The following is a 19,050-nucleotide window of genomic DNA, read 5'->3' as shown; positions in this document are numbered from 1 at the left end:
ATAAAATATAACGAAAAACGAAGAAGCTAGCCGTGGCTGCTTCCTCGTATTGCGAATATATAGAGTGACTGCTGAATAACGGTTTTACCTGAATGAAGGACGTGAGTATAAATAAATCCTCCTCGTGTTGTCTTCTTGATTAGTCAAATTAATCTCAACGCTTCTACTCCCAAAGGTTACCTGCTCTTCGGAATGAAAGAATCACTCTTGCAGATTTGCAGTAGAGGTGACACTCCCCGATGATGCCCTATTTGGCATTACCCAAAGCCATAACCTTCAAAAAGATTAAAAGATACCCCGGAACAAGTATTTGTTCCAGGGCATCTGACAGACTACTTTTCGTATGACTTCGATGCAGACTTCAACTGATCAAAAGCTTGTTGTGGGGTAATTTTACCAAATGTAAGTTGATCACCAACCAACGTCCAATCCTTGTCGATAAAGTTGGTCCACCCGCTTGTTGAATCCCAAGTCTGACCGTCTTTCTCTGTTGCGCGAAGCAGATCCAAACCGACCTTATCTTGGTCACTAAAGCTAGCTTGAAGAAGGGCAGAAACGTCCTTGTTAGCCGGCAAACCGCGTACTGTTCCCAAAATTTTAGCTGCTTCATTATCATTAACGAACCAGTTGACAAACTTCTTAGCTTCTTCCTGCTTCTTCGAGTTTGCGCTAACAGCCAAGTACATCGAAGGCTTCAACCAGCCGCCCGGAGCGGAGGCGCGAGGCATGGTCACCAAAGCGTAGGCACCTTTTTTCAAGCTATCATACGTACCATATCCATTAGAGAAGGCATAGCGTACTAAGATTTTCCCTGAAACCATTAGGTCTAATTTCGGATCATTTTCTTTGTCAGAAGCGTTCACGTCAGCCGGAGGAACAAGTCCTTCCTTACGCAACTCTTCGAATTTTTTAGTCCATTCTAGGTAAGTCGCTTGATCCACATTAAATTTGCCGTCAGGGGAGACAACCGAGCCTTTCCCTTTCGCATACTGATAGGCTGAGTAAACGAAGTAATTACCGCCGTAATCCTTAGTGAAATACGTTCCACTCGGTAGTTTCGACTTGGATTCTTTAGCTAGTGCAAAGTATTCATCCCAGTTCCAACCATTAGCAGGATTCTTAATGCTTAGTTTATCCATTGCCGCTTTGTCATAAATCATGCCAAAAGCAACAGAACCAAGGGGAATACCATATTGCTTACCACCGGATTGTCCGCCAGCCATCAGTTTAGCATCAAATTTACTTACATCCACAGTTGGAGTCAATTCAACTAATTGCTTGCGGGCAGCCCAATCGGGAGTCCAGCCCGGATCAAGCTGTACAACATCAGGCGCATTGTTGGCAGCAGCTTGTGTGGACAATTTGTCCAGATAACCGTCCATACCAGAGTATTCAGGCTCAAATGTTACGTTCGGGTTGTTCTTCGTGTACAATTCAAGTGCCTTCAATGTTGCGTCATGACGGTTTTGTGCCCCCCACCACATAATGCGAAGCTTAACCGGCTCAGTACTTACCTTTGTCGTCGGTGCAGCAGTTGGCGCTATCGTACTTGTTGCTCCTTTGTCGCTACTACCACAAGCAGCCAGCGATCCAACCAATGCAGTTGTTGTAGCCAGAACAGCTAGAGAACGTTTCCATTTAAACATTGTTACCCCTCCTGTATTTCATTTATATTTTGTATTTCTATTTCAATATTAACAACTCAGTAATTAGATTGATATATGGATGATCCACGATTTATTATAAAAAAGACCGATTATGCACACGTCAGAAACATAACCTAAAAAGCGATGATTTAGCGCATCCATGGGGGCAAAGACTTTCATTAAGTGATAATTTATATTAAATTATAATGCTTTCAACTTTCCATAACATATACTTATAATGATTATAGAAAGCGGATTCAATTGGCTATTACATGCAACAAGGGGGAATTGTTGTGAGAGAGCGTGGATTGGGCAAAAAGCTTCGCAAGCTGCATTCTGCTAATGCATGGGTTTTGTTATTTCTGGCAGTAAGCGGTATTTTGCTTTATATACCACCCATGCGGGCATTGTTAGGAGAAGGCCGGGTTTGGGTAAAACAGATGCATATCGCAGTTGGGTTAGTATCCTTGGCTGTGGTTATCTTATACCTACCCTCCTTTCTAAAACATCTCCGCCAGTTGTCTGGCCGCAGAGCCCAGCAAGGCAATCTCGTGGTAGTACTTCTACTATTAGCAGGCTGGATCGGTTCTGGCATTATCTTATGGAGGTACAGGTCGTTTCCTCCGATCTGGAACAACACAGCGTTACTTGTTCATGATTTGCTGACGTGGATCGGCATTCCGTACGCTCTATACCATTCATTCACACGAAGCCGTTGGCTAATAAAGGCAGGTAGGGAAAAAGATCGGAATCAGACCGCCCCCTTGAGCAAACCTTTAAATGTCATAGATCTTGGCACCTACGAGCCAGCAACGGGAAAGGTATTCCGCCGTATATCCCGGAGATCTTTCATCAAGATGGGGGTGGGCTCGATTGTGGCTGCTGCCACCGTACCACCATTTATCCGCTTCCTGACCTCCGTATTTGGCGACTCCAACCTCTCCTCACTTCAGGAGACAGAGTCCATGTCTACAGATGTACTGCAGTTAACGCCTTTGCCAGATTCGCTGCCTCCAAAGGGAGGCGGGGCAAAGGGCAACTTCAGAATCTATACCGTGACCGACATGCCTAAGTTCGACCCTGAGAAGTGGACGTTTACTGTGGACGGTTTAGTAAATCAGCCTTTCCAATGGAGTTGGACCGAATTCCTGGCTTTCCCACGCCAAGTGCAGATCAGCGATTTTCACTGTGTAACAGGCTGGTCAGTCAACAGCTGTACTTGGGAGGGCATTCCCCTGAACAAACTGCTAGAGCACGCAGGAGTTAAGGATGGGGTAAAGATGGTGAAGTTTTATTCGGCTGAAGGCGTATATACGGACAATATCACCATTGAGCAGACCTGGATGGAGGACGTGATGGTTGTGCTCATGCTGGATGGCAAGCCAATTCCCAGGGACATGGGAGGTCCGGTTAGGCTAGTGGTTCCACAAATGTACGCATATAAATCAGTGAAATGGCTGAACCGGATCGAGCTTATAGACAGTGATCATACCGGCTACTGGGAACAGCGTGGCTATGCCAAAGACGCCTGGATTTGGGTTCCGCCTATGTAAGCCGTACTGGAAGACATCCCTGCGTCTCTCCTCACGTATTTATGTTAAAATATAGTTAAGCTGCCTTAAGAGTGAAAAGGATGTGAAGACTTGTGAGGGATGATATCATCTCTTCTCTGCTGGAAACAGCTGAATTGAAAATTTTGACGTTCGATATCCATCACCGTAATGAGATGAACTATCATAACAGAGTACTTCAAGAATTTTATATGATGACTTATGTAAGAAAAGGCTCAGCTAAACTTAGGGTTCAGGACCAAGTTTATGTTATTCATCCTGGGACCGTTATCTTAATCCCACCCCATCTTGAACATGATCAATATAAAGATAGTGATGAAGAAACTGAGTTTCTTTGGTGGCATTTCACTTATAAGATCCAGCATGTGGTTGATGTTCTGCCATTCCTACAAATTCCCTACATTTATCCACTGAAGAGTCACTTAAAATTTGAGGCTGTATTCGATGAATTTATGCTCTCAAAGACTCGCAATGGCTACATTCCCAACATCATTTTGCAAAAAGCCAAATCACTGGAATTACTTTATTTATTATTGGATAATGCCTTTGAAAACGTAGATGCCGTTGATACAAAACAGCAATCTCACAGCTTTTTCTCCCTCTTATTGAAAATTGTATCTCAGCCCGAAGCATCCTTTTCCTTACCGGAGTTAGCCAAGGAATTACATATGAATTCCACCTATGTCAGCAACCATTTCAAAGAAATGTTCGGCAAGTCGCCCATCCTGCTGCATCGGGAGATCAAAATTGCAAAGGCCAAATCACTGTTGGAAATGCAGAGAATGAACATTACGGAAATCAGTAACTCCCTCGGATTTAACGATATTCAAACTTTTACGCGTCTTTTCAAAAAATACACAGGAATTTCGCCTTCACAATACAAAGGTTTATTTAATAAAAACTTCTAACATTCATCTAAAATATATGACCTGTATAAGTGTTAAATTTCCACAAAACGATGCTCTTTTTTTCATAGCCCGATACCTTTAAGCTATTCACAAGGGTAGGTCATCCCTTCTGAGGAGGTTATTACATGGAAACATTACGTATCGTTTTCGCGGAAAAACAAAAAGTTGAAATTCGCAAGGAATCATTTGATTCCTCGCTCGGTAAGACAGAAATTTTATGTGCTGCGATCGCATCACTCATTAGCACAGGAACAGAGCTTCAATGTCTCAGAGGCGTGTTTGACAAGGATACGAACTGGTCAAGCTGGGTTAAGTATCCTTTCCACCCCGGCTATTCTATGGTCGCTGAAGTGCTTGCTGTCGGTGATGATGTGCAGGCAATTCAGAAAGGTGATCGCGTATTTGTTGAGACTTCGCATGCCCAATATTTCAAAGCAGAGGCAAGTCGTGTAACGCTCCTTCCTGATCAGGTCAGCTCTGAGCAAGGCGTATGGATTAATCTTTCCAAAACAACACAACTTGGGGTAAGAAGAGCAGAATTACTACTCGGAGAAACAGTCGGAGTCATCGGCCTTGGGCTGCTTGGACAGTTAGTTACCCAGTACCTCTATCTATCCGGGGTCAAAGAGATCTTTGCCATAGATCCTGCTGAAAGCCGAATCGCGCTTGTACAAGACAAGCCAGGTATTCACCGGATGGCCATGGACGTTGGGAAAGCGAAGGAAGACATCGCGAAACATACGAATGGGAAAATGTTGGATGTCATCTTCGATATTACTGGCCACCCGGCCGTATTAGCCCAAGCCACACAACTCGTCAAACCTTTGGGACGTGTCATTTTACTTGGAGATACCGCTACGCCTTCTGAACAAGGGATGGGACGTAATGTGGTATCCAACTCCGTTTCCATTCTAGGTATCCATGCAACTATGAATTACAAAGAGTGGGATCACCCCGCTATGACAGAGCTGATTTTAAGCTATATCATGCAGGGAAGATTGGATGTTACCCCATTAATTACCCATCGTTATTCCCCATTAGAAGCTGCCCAAGTCTATGATTCACTTGTGAATAATCGCAGCTCATCCATGGGCGTTCTTTTCGATTGGACAAGGTTAGCCTGAGGGATAATATGGGGGTATTCTACAGAGCGGAAAATTAGATAAGGTACTGAGCTTTAACACGGAATTTGGGACAAAAGTGCCCCTCCTCTTGCAACAGCAAGGGGAGAGGCACTTTTGTTTACTCTATAATTACCCTTCTAATCAGGTACACAGCATTCTTCGATCTCCAACCCCGACCCATAGTGTTGAAGCCAATAGAGTTATTCATTTGGATTCTCCTCTGGTTAGTGGTACAAGAAAAAAGAGACAACCTTTAGACTGGTCGCCTCTTTTTACTATTAACGTTCCAGCTCCTCATAATCAAAAAAGTCGAAGTCAGCTTGCAAACGAGTTCCTCGCAAATCCTGTGCGCACAGTCCAACGAAAGCACCAGTAAAGGATAATTTACGCTGGTAGCTGTCGGCCAGATTGCCCGAGTACAACGTTGAACCAATAGGCAGCCACGACTGACCGTCTAAACGATAAGAGAACTGAATCTTATCAAAATTCATTGTTGCTTTGAGATAGATGCGCTCCCCTTCTGGGATCGGCACATAAGCGTCCAGCTCTTCATACTGTCCTTGATCACTTACGATAATCGCCAAATGCTTACCGAGCTGTTCATCGTGGGAGATGCGCAGATAGTAATGATCGGATTCATCATAATAAAGCACAAGGCCCGCCATCTGGGTAAAAGCTACCGGCTCGAACGCTACGCATGTCACCATCTCGCACTGAAAGCTTTGAATGCGTCTTGCTACGAGACTTTGGTTGTGCAAGGAGGTAAGCGACTCTCTCCCCTTCAGTCGCAAAAATCCTGGACACTCGGTTAAGCTTAGCCATGACTCGTCAGCTGGAACCCGAAGTGTGTGCCAGTGCACACTGAGCTTAGGATCATCAAACTCATCGCGGACAGGCTCCGGCTCAAACGGATGGGGTGTTAGCTCCGTCTCCGGAATATGCAACTGCGGCTGCTTACCGCCTGCAGCCAGTCGCAACCAGCCGTCCGCTGTCCACACTACTTTTTGCAAGGAGGTTTCTCTCCCTAGTGGACTGAGCTTGTTGCCGTCTGGAAGAGGTCGAGAACAGATAAACACCATATACCAATCCCCTAGCTGCGTTTTAACCAAAGAGCCGTGCCCCGCATTTTGCAGGGGATGTTCCGGTGTATCTCTTGTCGTGATAATCGGGTAATCGGGATCCACTTCATAAGGACCGTCGACGGAAGTCGCTCGCATGAGAGTTGCTGCATGCATAGGCCCTGTTCCACCTTCGGCTACGAGCAAATAGTAGAAACCATCCTTCTTATACACCATCGGACCTTCCGTCACACCCAAATCTGTCCCTTGAGTAATCAGCTTGATTTCACCGATCAACTTACCTTCATCAGGGCAGAACTCCTGCATAATAATACCTGCGAATCTGCTTTTGTTTTTCCGAAAATCCCACTGCATATTAAACAAATATTTGCGGCCATCCGTATCATGGAACAAGAAATGATCAAACCCGCTAGAATTCAAATACATCGGTTCAGACCATGGCCCTTCAATCGAAGGCGCAGTCACGATATAGTTGTGCAGATCTTTATACACGCCTTTTCGACCAACCACATTCGTAAAGCATAAATAGTAAGTGCCATCGGAGTAGCTTAACGAAGGTGCCCAAATACCGCCTGAGCTTGGTACACCTCGCAGATCAAGTTGACTCACCCGATCTAGTGGACGTGTCAACGGCCTCCAGTTCATTAAATCTTTGGAGTGATGAATGAGCACGCCTGGGAACCACTCAAAAGTAGACGTTGCGATATAATAGTCATCTTCAACCCGAATGATTGATGCATCCGGATTGAAGCCACGTAGAATAGGATTCTGAATCATGCTTTTACACTCCCCTACCACAGATACAAATCGTTCCCTTTTAGCTTAAAGATTGCTTCCATAAAATAGTAATCGCCATAAATAATCGCATGATGATGGGTAGCCGAATGATAGGCACCTGTACCGTATTGAACCAAGCTGTCACTATCTGTTGTCCAATTAATTCGTGAGCTATCCAACGTTTGGAGCATCTTCAACGCAGCACCCAGATACAGCTCCTTTTCATGCTCACCTACAACTTTCGCAATTTCAATCAGACCGCATGCCGCAATCGCTGCAGCCGTGTCATCCTCCCGCTTCGGCTCTTTCGGCTGCCGGAAATCAACCGGAATTACGCCATCCGCAGGAATGTTCGCGATAAAATAGTTGGCAATCCGTTTCGCGGTTTGCAAATACTCATCCTTCTGTGTATGAATATAGCTCATCATATAGCCATATAACGCCCAGGTCTGGCCTCTCGTCCAGGAGGAGCCTTCTTCATAGCCTTGACCGCCATACGTTCGGACCACGCCACCTTCAGATGGATCAAATTCTACGATGTGGTTCACCGATCCATCTGGTCGAACAAACGCCGTCATCGCCGTATCGGCATGCTTCATTGCGATTTGCTTGAACCGCGGATCGCCTGTCTCTTCAGAAGCCCAGTACAGGAGCGGTATATTGAACATGCAGTCGATAATCGCCCAGCCTCTTGTATCGGAGCCTTCTAAATCGTTCCACGCACGAATAAATCCGCCTGCCAAATTAAAGCGACCTGCTAGCAATACAGCGGCATGCAACGCTCTTTTGCGAGATTCCGGATTCTGCGTCACTTTATAATTCGCCACACTTGTCGGCAGCCACATAAATCCAACATCATGATGCAAGCCGTAGAATTCTTCAAAACAGCGATCTAATTCTTTCTCGGAAATCTGCGCGATTTCTTTGTATTTCTCGTTGCCGGTTTCGTGGTGCATAAGCCACATCATGCCGCCCCAGAAACCATTGGTCCACCAATTAATTTCATCGGTTTCGGTACCTGTAGGATTATCTACGATGCGATTATCATGTGTACCGTTAATGGTCGTATAAGGGATTTTATATTTGGACTTTTCGCTAACCCAGTCCATTTTAAATTTTATTTTACCAATCACATTCTCTAGCCAAATTTGATCTTGTGCCTCAAGCATGCTCATTTCTCCTACCCCTTAAGTTTATTTACATTTATCATACCACTAGGCCATGTACAGTTTTTTATGCAAAATATGCGGTTTTTTTAGCAATTCCTAAGCTTTAACTGTTAGTTTGTCATACATCCAATCATACGAGAGTCTCCCACTAGTATAGAAATGAATTCGTAATCGAGAATGGTAAAAAAGCAGTCCAGAGGCAATTCTTCTGGACTGCTTTTTTATAATTGAGATGTATGACAATACGATTAGCCTTTGGTTGCACCCGCGGCAATCCCTTTGACAAAATATTTCTGCAGCGCGATGAAAGCGATCAAAACAGGGATAATTGAAATCGCGGTGCCCGCAAACACCATGTCCCACTGGGACGCATATTCACCGACGAAGCCGAAGATTTCGACGATCATTGTTTTAGGCTTATCCGAGGGGAGTACCAAGCTTGGCATTAGGAAGTCGTTCCAGATGCCGAGACCGTTCAGCACAACTAAGCTCGCTGTACATGGCCCAAGCAGCGGGAATACAATCCGCCAGAAAATGCCGTATTTGGAGCATCCGTCGATTTCAGCTGCTTCCTCAATTTCACGCGGCACCCCTTTGAGAAAACTTGTATAGAGCAGTACGCCGAATCCTACCGAACCAGAGATGTAGATAAGAATCGGTCCACTTAAGCTGCCGTAGAAGCCCATCATTTTCATCTCTTTGAACAATGGAATCATATAAACTTGAAATGGAATCATCATACCGGCTAGAAAGTAGATATAGACCATATTCGTCCATCTTTTATTTGTCCGCTCAATCGCGTATGCAGCCATTGGGATTATCGCAATCATCGCGATAATTGAGCTCAGAGTCAAAATAATCGAGTTAATCATCGCTCTGGGGAAATCGGTTTTGGTCCACAGATAGACGAAACTGTCCACATACCAGCTGGTCGGGAAAGAAATCGCATCCCGCATGATCGCACCGTTGCTTTTAAAAGCCGAAATCAAGCTGAAGTAAATCGGGAAGAAGAAGATAATGGCAAGGACAAGCGTCAGGACAAAGAGAAGAATCTCGAGTATGCTCTTCTGTTTTCTCATCTTATAACTGCACCTCCCTGCTGCGAAGCAGCTTAATTTGAATAAGTGATACGATTAAGATCAGGATAAAGAGGACAAGCGATAGCGCCGTGCCAAAACCTTGTCGTAACTCGCCAAATCCGACTTTATAAATAATGTACGTCAATGTTTCTGTAGCAAAACCAGGTCCACCATCCGTCATGACGGCAATCTGATCGAATATTTTGAGGGACGCAATCATCGATAACATCATGCATACCGTAAAGGCACCTGCTAGCAGAGGGAACGTGATATGGCGGAATTGCTGCCAGCGGTTCGCTCCATCAATACTTGCCGCTTCTGATAGCTCTGGCGGAATCCCTTGCAGACCAGCCAAATAAATGATCATATAATAGCCGGCGCCTTTCCATACAGTTGCAAAAATGATAGCGATTAATGCGTAATCCGGATTTCCAAGCCAATCAACCATCAAGAAGGAAAGATGTAGTTTATCGAATAATTGCGTAACTACACCGAAGTTGTAATTCAGAATAATCGTCCAAACAAATCCCATAACAATCCCGCTAAGAAGCGTCGGGAAGTAAAATATACTGCGAAACAAGTTGCGGAACCATTTCACCTGATCGACCAGCATCGCTAGCAGCAAGGCAACCGCATTTTCAATAACAACTAGGACTACGGATAAGATTAACGTATTTTTCAGCGCATTATGCACACGCTCGCTGTGCCACATCTCTACGAAGTTATCAAAACCAATAAAGCGAATATCTGGACTAACGCCATCCCAGGAAGTAAAGCTGAGGTAGATACTACTCGCTGTCGGTACCATGACGAACAATGTATAGAGGATCATTGCAGGAATAATAAACACGATGGAAAAGGTTAGCCATTTTCTTTTTCTCTTAATAGGCTGTATGGTGTTCATTCTCTTATGCCTCCTATAGAATGTTGAAGGCAGTAGCAGGAAAACCTCCGCAAGTGACGCAGAGGTTCTCCGTTTGCAGCCTTTTTAAGTCTTATTTTTTCATTGCCTTCACTTCAGTGTCCCACTCAGCATCCGCTTTCTTCAAGTAGTCCGCACTGAAATCACCTTTTACTAACCAATCTTGAACGGATTTGTAGAACCAGTTACGGAATTGCGGCGGGATTTGGTTAGCTCCCCAGAAGTTGTTGATTTGAAGCGATTTTTTCACGTTCGGATCTGCCATCATAGTAAGAACTTCTTGCAATTGCGGTGAAGCTTCGTATGTCATTTTTTCTTTTGTTGATGGTATTGCACTTGCTACTTTCAAATATTTCGGATATTGCTCTTTGCTAAAGAAGAATTTGATGAAGTCAGAGATTGCCGCTGTTTTATCAGCATCTTTCGCTGCAGTCGCTGATAAGGACCAACCAGCTGGTTGTGCAAGACCTACAACGTTTACTACACCTTTTTGATCCGGTACTGGGTACCAGCCGAAATCAAATTTCGGATCTGCTTGTGCAATCGTTGGGAACATCCAAGGACCAGAGAATAAGCTTGCTGCTTTGCCTGTTACGAGCATGGAAGCCGTTTGATTATCAGCCGTGCTCATGTAACCTTTATCCACGTAGCCTTTAGTGAACAGATCTGTCATCAGCTGCATCGCTTTCGCCGGACCTTCATCTGTAAAGCTTACTTTCCCTTCAGAACGCTTGGAATTCCAATCCGCATCTTTGATGAACACTTCGTCAATCAAGAATTTATTGACCCAGAAGCCCCAGTGGAAAATATCTTTACCACCTACAACGATCGGTGAAATACCTTTTGCTTTCAGTTTGTCTTGAGCTGCGATGAAATCTGCATATGTTTTAGGCTCTTCTGTTATTCCTGCATCGGCATAAGCTTTCTTGCTGTAAATAATCCCTTGCGGTGCAGGTAGCGAGATTGGCGCATTATATACTTTACCGTTTACTTGCGGTACGCTTTCAAATATACCTTGCAGTTCTTTTGGAAGTTCAGCCAGCTTGCCAGCATCCGCGAACAATTGTGTATCACGCATTTCAACAAGATCAGGGAATTCGCCAACAGCATCTTTCGTTTTCAAAAAGTCCAGATACGCAGCAGTCGTTGTTTCACTCAAATCTTTGATTTTAACGTTCGGGTTCGCTTTCGTGTAAGCAGCAATGGAATCAGCTACCGCTTGTTTCGTCGCCGGGTCGCCTGTCGCATAAATGACGCTGAATGTTACGTCTTTCTTCGGAGCGGCAGTCGCTGCTGCTGTGCCAGCCGGTACAGCACTTGACGTTGAAGTTGCGGAATCACTGTTGTTACCGCAGCCTGCCAGTATTAATGCTAACGCTGTCGATCCTACTAGTACTTTAGAAAAAGTTTTAACCATATTGAAAGTAACCTCCCTTTAATATCTAGCTTCTTGTGAACAACTTAAGCTGATCTTTCGACTCATCTGGCGCTGTTCTGTTCCTTGATTTAAGACTAACATACGCCCAAATTGTTTAGAATGAAGTTTTTTAAGCTTGATATGCATGTATTTAAGAAGGTGAATATGATTAGGAAGACTTTCGTCTACATAGAAAAACAGCTTCTGCTTTGCTCCAAGTTGAAGCTAAAGCAGAAGCTGTCTCCCAAACAAATACAATTTATGACAACTTATCCCTTGATTTGACTCTTATATTCTTGCGGAAGTTTGCCATAATTTTTTTTGAACATATCGCTGAATTGTCGAGGGTTATGATAACCAACCTGCTCAGCAATTTCGTATACAAGTAAATCAGTGTGCAAGAGCAGCCTGACTGCATTTTTCATCCGGATGTTCGTAACATACTGCTTAAAATTTTCTTGCGTATGCTTCTTAAAGAAGCTGCTAAAATAATACGGATTCATAAACACTTGGGAAGCCATACTTTCCAGTGTGATATTTTCACTATAGTGATTCTCAATGTATTCCTTGATCATCTTCATCTGTTGCGCTTCGCGGCTACCGCCTGCAGAGCTTACTTGTTCCAGTATATCCAATATGCGATCCGTTATGAAATCTATAAGATCACTAAAACGGTAAAATTGATGCATTCGCTGTTGCCAGTCTTTACGGTGTTCTGGCGACACCTGAAGGTCAATCCCGACAGCCAACATCTCCTCCATTAAGTCCGTCAGCATAGCATAAACGAGTAATATCGCAGATTCTTTACGCCCATTAGCGTTAATTGCAATATGCTCAAAGAAGCTTCCCAACAGCTCCTGCACCTGCTGCTTTTCCTTGGAAATTACCGCTTTAATCACAGCGTTCTTGGCATCTGCCAAGAGCTGCTCTGAACCGCCACGCTGTTCATTTTGTGACCAGGATAGAATACTCCCTTCATTCTCAAAATAGCTATAGTTCATCGTCTTAACTGCCGATAGATAGGATTGTCTTAGATCCTGCAGGCTCAGTACCGGTAAACCGATACAAATGGTCACATGAATTTTAAGATAAAATAAAATCTTATCCCGCATTTCGCTCGCAAGACGCTGTATATCATCATCTACTCGCATGTGGTTCACAATGACACATAGATTTTCGCCTTTACGAATGACGATACCGCTGCCATGAAGGTGGATCAACTCGTCTGCGAGATTGGAAACAGCAAACACTAACAGCCGTTTCTCATGTTCTCCCCATCTCCCATCCTGAAGATGCACATGCTCAAGCTCCACATGTAACACACTAAAACATGGGTCAGTAAACATTGTGTTCAAGGTTTGAAGTTTACGCTCCGCTTCTTCCCATCGAATATCTCCTTGGGTAAGCCTATCAAATAGCTCCTCGAGCTGCGTCTTCTTATCCTTTTGTTCATAAGCGGCCAGCTTTCCTTTAGAAGATTGATCTTCATTCGCTTCCTGCAGGAGTGCTATAGCTTTATTTACCGCCTCAATCAACAGATTTTTCTCAATCGGCTTCACCAAATAATCGACTGCACCAAACGCTAGCGCATCCTTCGCATAAGAGAACTCCTGATAGGCGCTTATGAAAATAATTTTCGTCCTCAGCTGTCGTCGTTGTACTTCTTTAATCACATCGATACCTGAGCCATCAGGCATACTAATATCCGTGATGACCAAATCAGGCTGCTTGAGTTCAATCTGCTCCATCAGACCTCTGCCCGTCATCGCCTCACCTATGATAGTAATCCCAAACTCCTCCCACGGAACGAGCTTTTTTAAACCTTTGATAATGATCGGTTCATCATCAGCTAGAATGGCGTTCAACACGGACGCTCACCTCTTTCGTTAAAGGAATAACAAGACGGACTGTAGTTCCAATATGTTGACTACTATTAATCTCTACACCAAAATTTTGTCCATACAGTACCCTTAAGCGCTCATGGACATTAATAAGTCCAATATTGCTCCCCGTATCCAGCGAACTGCTGTTAGCCAGCTTCTGACGAACAAGTTCAAGCGTTTCCTCACTCATCCCTACACCGTCATCGTCCACCGTGACACTAAGCAGATTATCTGGCAGTTTTTCAATCGAAATGCGAACTGTGCCTTTCCCTGACTTCGGCATAATCCCATGATAAATAGCATTTTCGACAATGGGCTGCAGCGATAGCTTCGGAATCCCACAGTCCATTAAATCGGCATCAAAGCGAAAGTCAAGACCCAGCCTATGCTCGCCATACCTGATGATCATCAATTGAAAATATTGCTCCACGTTCGCTTTCTCAGCCCGGATTGCGACCGTTTCTTCGCCATAATCGAGTACGTACTTCAGTTGATGTGATAAAGACAGAATCATATCGCCAACCTCATTCGCATCCTCTGCAACTGCGTTCATTCGAATTACTTCCAGTGTATTATACAAATAATGCGGTCTGATCTGACTTTTAAGGGCATTCAATTCCGCTTGTTTTAATTTAATTTGTGCAACGTACACCACATCAATGTATTCCTTCAAACGCCCTACCATTTTATTAAAACCATGAGACAGAAGCCCTAACTCATCCGCTGTCTTTACGGTCACATGTGTATCGAAATTACCGGATTCCACTTTCGCCATTTCTCGCGTAATGCTTCGAATCGGGTTGGAAAAGCGATTGGAGAACCAGACTGCTACCACAATCAAGGAGAGAATACATAGGCCAATGACGAATGTAATCGTCCTAATGAGCTGCTCGACTTTGAGAAATAGCTCTTTTTTATAAAACTCACCGACAATTTGGATGTTATTCTCTGCTGTTGCCTGTTGTAGATGCAAGAAATCATCCGATGTATTCGCTTTAAAAACAGTTCCGATTAACTCTATCTTATTGCTATACAGAATAATCCCCTGTTTATCTACGACATACACCGTATCTTGGTTGTTCAAAACCATTTGCTTAAATATCTCATTAAAAACTTCTAGCCCTACGTCCATGTAAAAGGTGCCGACAATATCACCTTCTATCTTGTATGATCCGAGTACATCCGTCAGGTTACGACCAAACGTCATCACTTGCTCAGTTGCCCCTAGAAAATAGTCTTGCTTATGTGTTGGAATAAAATTAAGTCCATTTCGATTGAGCAACATTTCTTCTTTCCATTCCGTCCTTGGATATTGGTATTGATAATCTAGGGCAACGTTATTCTTAGATAGGTTTTGAAAAGTTCCATTCGGTAGAACAAAAAAGACACTTTGCAGGTTTCGATCTGTATACAAAACAGTTTGCAAGAAATCGTTAATTGTCATCGTCAAACGAATGTCTTTTTCCTTGCTTTGCGCTGCAATTGCTTGACCCAATTGACCATATTGACCTCCAACCCCGTATGAGTACATTAGCTTGGAAATATTGTTATACTTAACGAACATATCGTCCACATTTCGACTCGCAAATAGCAGCATTTGCTCATAGTTATTCATTGCATAGCGCTCCATAAAGCCACTGAAAGTCTGCAGTGAAATATAACTGAGAATAAGCAACGGGATGAGTCCTACCGAAATAAAGGAAAGTGTAAATTTGGCAAAAATACTTTTGTGCAGCTTGAAAGGGTTCGATGCCATCTGGTAGCCGCCTCATTCTTTCGATTTTGATTATGTCTATTCTAACAGAATTCACGCGCGATACTAACGTTGAAACTTCATATGAAAGTGCGGTTTTTTAAGAGCAAACTGAACTAATTTTAGAAAGTAAAGAAAAAGCCTGATTTCTCAGGCTTTAGGTTCAACAGGAAAATATACCGTTGCGAATAATTCTAGTTTTGCGTAGAAGTCTTCTAAAAGAAAACGTGAATCCACACGCCGGTATACCCGTATTTTGCGATTCCCTGGTTTAGGTCTATATCCCATTTCTAAAGTTATTTCAGGCGCCTCAATGTAATCATAATCAAATTCTTGATCATCAAGGAGCAAAGACACTGCAGGTGAATCGCCAAGCACCCATATCTCCCCTTTCGGCCACTGAAGTCGATCCCCATTTTTAATATTGTGCTGGATCAGATATTCAAATAAGTATCGTCCGATTTCTCCATGCGGTCGAACCTTTACGGCCAATTCTGCCAAACCAACACGAACCATATCGTAAACGTTTTTCGGGACCTGCCACAATGGAATCGGTGAGTTAAACACGACTTGTGCCGCTTCAATGTCATTAGATAAGTTAAATTCCGTATTCCCCCCGGGATACGTTCCACCACCGATCCATACAGCAGTTAAGCGATCTGCGATTCGCGGCTCCTGCAAATAAGCCGATGCCAAATCGGTTAACGCCCCTTGAAATGTTACAAACAGGGGAAGTGGATCGTCCTTCATCGCTTCTTGTATAATCATGTCCGCACCGTCTGAAGGTACAGCGGTTTGGTTATTCGGTATTTTATGATTTGCTCCTTTGACAACATAATATTTCTCGCTCAAACCCATTAAGTCTAGCACATGCAGGATTTCCTGATAGGAGTCTTCCGCACCAGTTGCGCTGCGTGTACCATAATGAGCCCCGATTATTCCTTTTATTTGCAGACGTGGTGATAATATCGCATGCACTATTGCATATTGGTCATCAGCCTCACATTTCGCATCCGAATTAATAATGACACGAATTTGTTTCTTTTCTGGTACTTCAAATGGCATCGTCATCGTATCCACACCTTTTTCCTTTTGTACAAAATATCATGCTATCGACAACAATTGAATGAGTATTTTTCAGTTGTATGTCTAGTTTTTTAAGAAATGCTGGAAACAGGATCTTTCATATAATAATTGCACATCAATTTCATTTTAAAAATGGTTTACTAAACATCAAATAGGCGCTCACCTAGAGAGTGAACGCCATTGGAATCAAATCAGTCTTACTTCTTCTGCTGTGCCTGATACGCCTTGTTAACTGCTTCCAGAACTTTATTGCCGCCCTGATCACGCCATTTTTTGGATAACTCGGCCAATCCAGCGTCAATGTCCTTCTTGCCGGCAATCATGTCGAGATAATATTGACCCAACAGTTCGCCCAAAACGCTGCCCATCTCTACTTCCTCAGCGGTCGTCACATTGACGAGATTAGGGACCAGGTATTTGGTCGCAATATCTACCGATTGCTTCGCACGGTCAGCCTGAGGTTCTGTTTGAGGCAAATAATTTTCCGTAAGCGGCCAAACGACACTGCCCCACGCGAGCGGATGCGACCAACCGCTAGAGGCAAAGCCGTCTTTGGCCCGTTCTTCTTCATTGTACGTAATTTTATCGCCTGCCTTCGTATAATGAACGCCTTCGATGCCAAGCTCCAGCAAGCTTCGACCTTCCTTCGAAAGCATAAATTCGATTAGTTTAGCCGCTTTTTGCGGATCTTTGGCATTTTTGGTAACAGCTGTGAACAGCCCGCCCTTCGGCGCACTCGCCATTCCTCGCTTGCCGTCCGGTCCAGCCGGAGGTGCCATAAATCCAAGTTTTCCTTGCGGATTCACTTTTTGCAAGCTTGTTTCCAGACGGTTCACGTGACGGAACAGCGGAGTGCCCATAATTCCGACCTTGCTTTGGAAAAACTTCTGCTCCCGCTGCTGTGTATCGTTCAGCAGAAATTCCGGATCAATTAGCTTCTCATCCCACAACTTACGCAAATATTGAACACTTTGTTTGAAAGCGGGATGCTCAAATACGGGAGCGACCTTGCCTGCATTGTCCAGCACCCAATCACCGTGAGGCAAACCATAACCGTACATGACGAAATTGAACGACCCGTTGAATCCAGTGCTTTTGGTGCCTGTCAATCCGTATGTATCGGCCTTTCCGTTTTTGTCAGGATCTTTCGTCGCGATTTCTTTGAGCACCGTATATAAGTCATCCAGCGTCTGTGGTTCCTTCAGTCCAAGTGTTTCAAGCCAGTCCGCGCGATAGGCGACCGTGGTGTTCGAGCGCTCCTCAATGAAAGGGTACCCGTAATATTTACCATTAACTGCGGTCCAGGACAATTGCTTCTCTAGCTTCTCCTTCACCGTCGGCATGACAGACAAATAGTCGTTTAAAGGTAAGAGCAAGCCCTCGGTGATCCATTGGTTCAATGATGGAGACGGATAGTTAATGGTCACGATATCAGGCAAGTCTCCCGTGGCCATAGCAACGTTAATCTTCTCAAAGCCGTTCTCCGGCACGAGCTTGACCTCCAGATCGATGCCGAGCTTCTTATTGATTTCGGAAATAATTCGGTCCCCTGCATTAATCGCCTTGGCGGCACCGTCACCTGGGGTCAGAAATACGATTTTGACCTTCTGGTCTTCTTTTTTCGTTCCAGCGGCGCCTGCTCCAGACTCATTCTCGGAATTTCCACAACCTGCTACAGATACCGCGAGCACCCCCGTAAGGGCAATTCCAAGCCATTTATTATTTTTTAGCATCGATTATCCTCCTCTTCTATTACGAACCTTTATTCCTTAACTGCTCCCAGAGTGACCCCTTGCACGAAATACCGCTGAAAGAAGGGGTAGATAAGCATGACTGGGATGGTAGAAATCATGATCGTTGCCATCTTAATCGATTGACCGAGCAGAAAGGGACTGTCACCTCCGGATTGGAAGGCGGCCTCGTTATCAATGAGCATGGACCTCATAAATAACTGAAGAGGCCATATTTCCTTATCCGTCACATACATAACCGCTGTGAAAAATTCGTTCCATTTCGACACCGCATAAAACAAAGATATGGTGGCGATGGCTGGCAGCGACAAAGGGACGATGATTCGCAGCAATATACCAAAATCATGGCAGCCGTCGATGCGCGCAGACTCTTCCAAGCTTTCCGGAACGGACGAGAAAAAGCTGCGCATGAGAATCAAATTATAAGTCTGAATCGCTGCGGGAATCATCATTGACCACATCGTATTGATGATGCCGAGCTGTTTGACTACCAGATAGTTCGGGATGATACCCCCGCTGAACATCATCGTGAATACGATCATGAACATGATGATACGTCCGCCAGGCAACTGCTTCTTGGAGAGTGCGTAAGCAGCCATTGTGGTTGCAATCATACTGATAGCTGTCCCAAGTATCGTAATGATGACACTGACTTTGTACGAAACCCACAACTGCTTCAGTCCGAGAATATAGGTATAGGCCTCGAATGTAATCGCCTTTGGGTAGAGATGAAGGCTGGACGACATGCTTTCTTGCATTGGCGTGATCGAGACGAGGAGCGAGTCCCAGAACGGGTACAGTGTCAACAGCGTGATCAAAGCCAAAAATAGTACATTCGCTGCGTCAAATAGTTTTCCGCCGAAACTGCTGCGAATCATGCTGCAT

Annotated in this window: 14 protein-coding genes; 3 read left to right on the top strand and 11 right to left on the bottom strand. The window is 44.3% G+C overall.

From position 1 onward, the window contains the following. Nucleotides 1-332: 332 nt before the first annotated feature. Complete coding sequence (locus tag HQN88_RS32365) at nt 333-1,646, bottom strand: ABC transporter substrate-binding protein (RefSeq protein WP_173120065.1); 1,314 nt, start codon at nt 1,644-1,646, stop codon at nt 333-335. Between the two features lie 293 nt (nt 1,647-1,939). Between HQN88_RS32365 and HQN88_RS32360 the strand changes: the two genes are divergently transcribed. The 3 genes from HQN88_RS32360 (at nt 1,940) to HQN88_RS32350 (ending at nt 5,249) form a co-directional block, all read left to right on the top strand. Beyond that, the gene (locus HQN88_RS32360; protein ID WP_274319537.1) at nt 1,940-3,199 is read left to right on the top strand and encodes a molybdopterin-dependent oxidoreductase; all 1,260 of its coding nucleotides are present in this window, start codon (nt 1,940-1,942) and stop codon (nt 3,197-3,199) included. A gap of 173 nt (nt 3,200-3,372) precedes the next feature. Beyond that, on the top strand, nt 3,373-4,125 hold the full coding sequence (locus HQN88_RS32355) for a helix-turn-helix domain-containing protein (RefSeq protein WP_274319539.1): 753 nt from the start codon (nt 3,373-3,375) through the stop codon (nt 4,123-4,125). Between the two features lie 125 nt (nt 4,126-4,250). Continuing rightward, nucleotides 4,251-5,249, top strand: a complete 999-nt coding sequence (locus tag HQN88_RS32350) for a zinc-dependent alcohol dehydrogenase (RefSeq protein ID WP_173120059.1) — start codon at nt 4,251-4,253, stop codon at nt 5,247-5,249. Between the two features lie 278 nt (nt 5,250-5,527). Here HQN88_RS32350 and HQN88_RS32345 read toward each other — a convergent pair whose 3' ends face one another. The 10 genes from HQN88_RS32345 to HQN88_RS32300 all read right to left on the bottom strand — a co-directional run bounded on the left by HQN88_RS32345 (nt 5,528) and on the right by HQN88_RS32300 (nt 19,043). Continuing rightward, on the bottom strand, nt 5,528-7,105 hold the full coding sequence (locus HQN88_RS32345) for a glycoside hydrolase family 43 protein (RefSeq protein ID WP_173120057.1): 1,578 nt from the start codon (nt 7,103-7,105) through the stop codon (nt 5,528-5,530). A 14-nt stretch (nt 7,106-7,119) separates the two neighbouring features. Then, on the bottom strand, nt 7,120-8,274 hold the full coding sequence (locus HQN88_RS32340; protein ID WP_173120162.1) for a glycoside hydrolase family protein: 1,155 nt from the start codon (nt 8,272-8,274) through the stop codon (nt 7,120-7,122). A 248-nt stretch (nt 8,275-8,522) separates the two neighbouring features. Continuing rightward, nucleotides 8,523-9,353: a carbohydrate ABC transporter permease gene (locus HQN88_RS32335; protein WP_173120055.1), complete on the bottom strand. Its 831-nt coding sequence runs from the start codon at nt 9,351-9,353 to the stop codon at nt 8,523-8,525. A gap of 1 nt (nt 9,354) precedes the next feature. Further along, nucleotides 9,355-10,257 carry a carbohydrate ABC transporter permease gene (locus HQN88_RS32330; protein WP_173120053.1) on the bottom strand — a complete coding sequence of 301 codons (903 nt, stop codon included), beginning with the start codon at nt 10,255-10,257 and terminating at the stop codon, nt 9,355-9,357. Nucleotides 10,258-10,348: 91 nt separating this feature from the next. Then, entirely contained in the window at nt 10,349-11,692 is a 1,344-nt protein-coding gene (locus HQN88_RS32325; protein WP_173120051.1) for an ABC transporter substrate-binding protein, read from the bottom strand. Nucleotides 11,693-11,961: 269 nt separating this feature from the next. After that, nucleotides 11,962-13,560 (bottom strand): response regulator, encoded by a 1,599-nt coding sequence (locus HQN88_RS32320; RefSeq protein WP_173120049.1) that lies wholly within the window; start codon nt 13,558-13,560, stop codon nt 11,962-11,964. Beyond that, a complete protein-coding gene (locus HQN88_RS32315; protein ID WP_173120047.1) occupies nt 13,538-15,331 on the bottom strand; it encodes a cache domain-containing sensor histidine kinase in 1,794 nt (597 codons plus the stop codon). Before HQN88_RS32315 ends, HQN88_RS32320 begins: the two co-directional genes overlap by 23 nt. 147 nt (nt 15,332-15,478) lie before the next feature. After that, the gene (locus HQN88_RS32310; protein ID WP_246320588.1) at nt 15,479-16,399 is read right to left on the bottom strand and encodes a nucleoside hydrolase; all 921 of its coding nucleotides are present in this window, start codon (nt 16,397-16,399) and stop codon (nt 15,479-15,481) included. Nucleotides 16,400-16,611: 212 nt separating this feature from the next. Further along, on the bottom strand, nt 16,612-18,147 hold the full coding sequence (locus HQN88_RS32305) for an extracellular solute-binding protein (RefSeq protein WP_173120045.1): 1,536 nt from the start codon (nt 18,145-18,147) through the stop codon (nt 16,612-16,614). Nucleotides 18,148-18,176: 29 nt separating this feature from the next. After that, nucleotides 18,177-19,043 carry a carbohydrate ABC transporter permease gene (locus HQN88_RS32300; RefSeq protein WP_173120043.1) on the bottom strand — a complete coding sequence of 289 codons (867 nt, stop codon included), beginning with the start codon at nt 19,041-19,043 and terminating at the stop codon, nt 18,177-18,179. Between the last annotated feature and the right edge of the window lie 7 nt (nt 19,044-19,050).

Source organism: Paenibacillus qinlingensis (genome assembly GCF_013204845.1).
GTDB classification, from domain to species: domain Bacteria; phylum Bacillota; class Bacilli; order Paenibacillales; family NBRC-103111; genus Paenibacillus_E; species Paenibacillus_E qinlingensis.
This window is presented reverse-complemented; position numbering and strand designations above follow the sequence as displayed.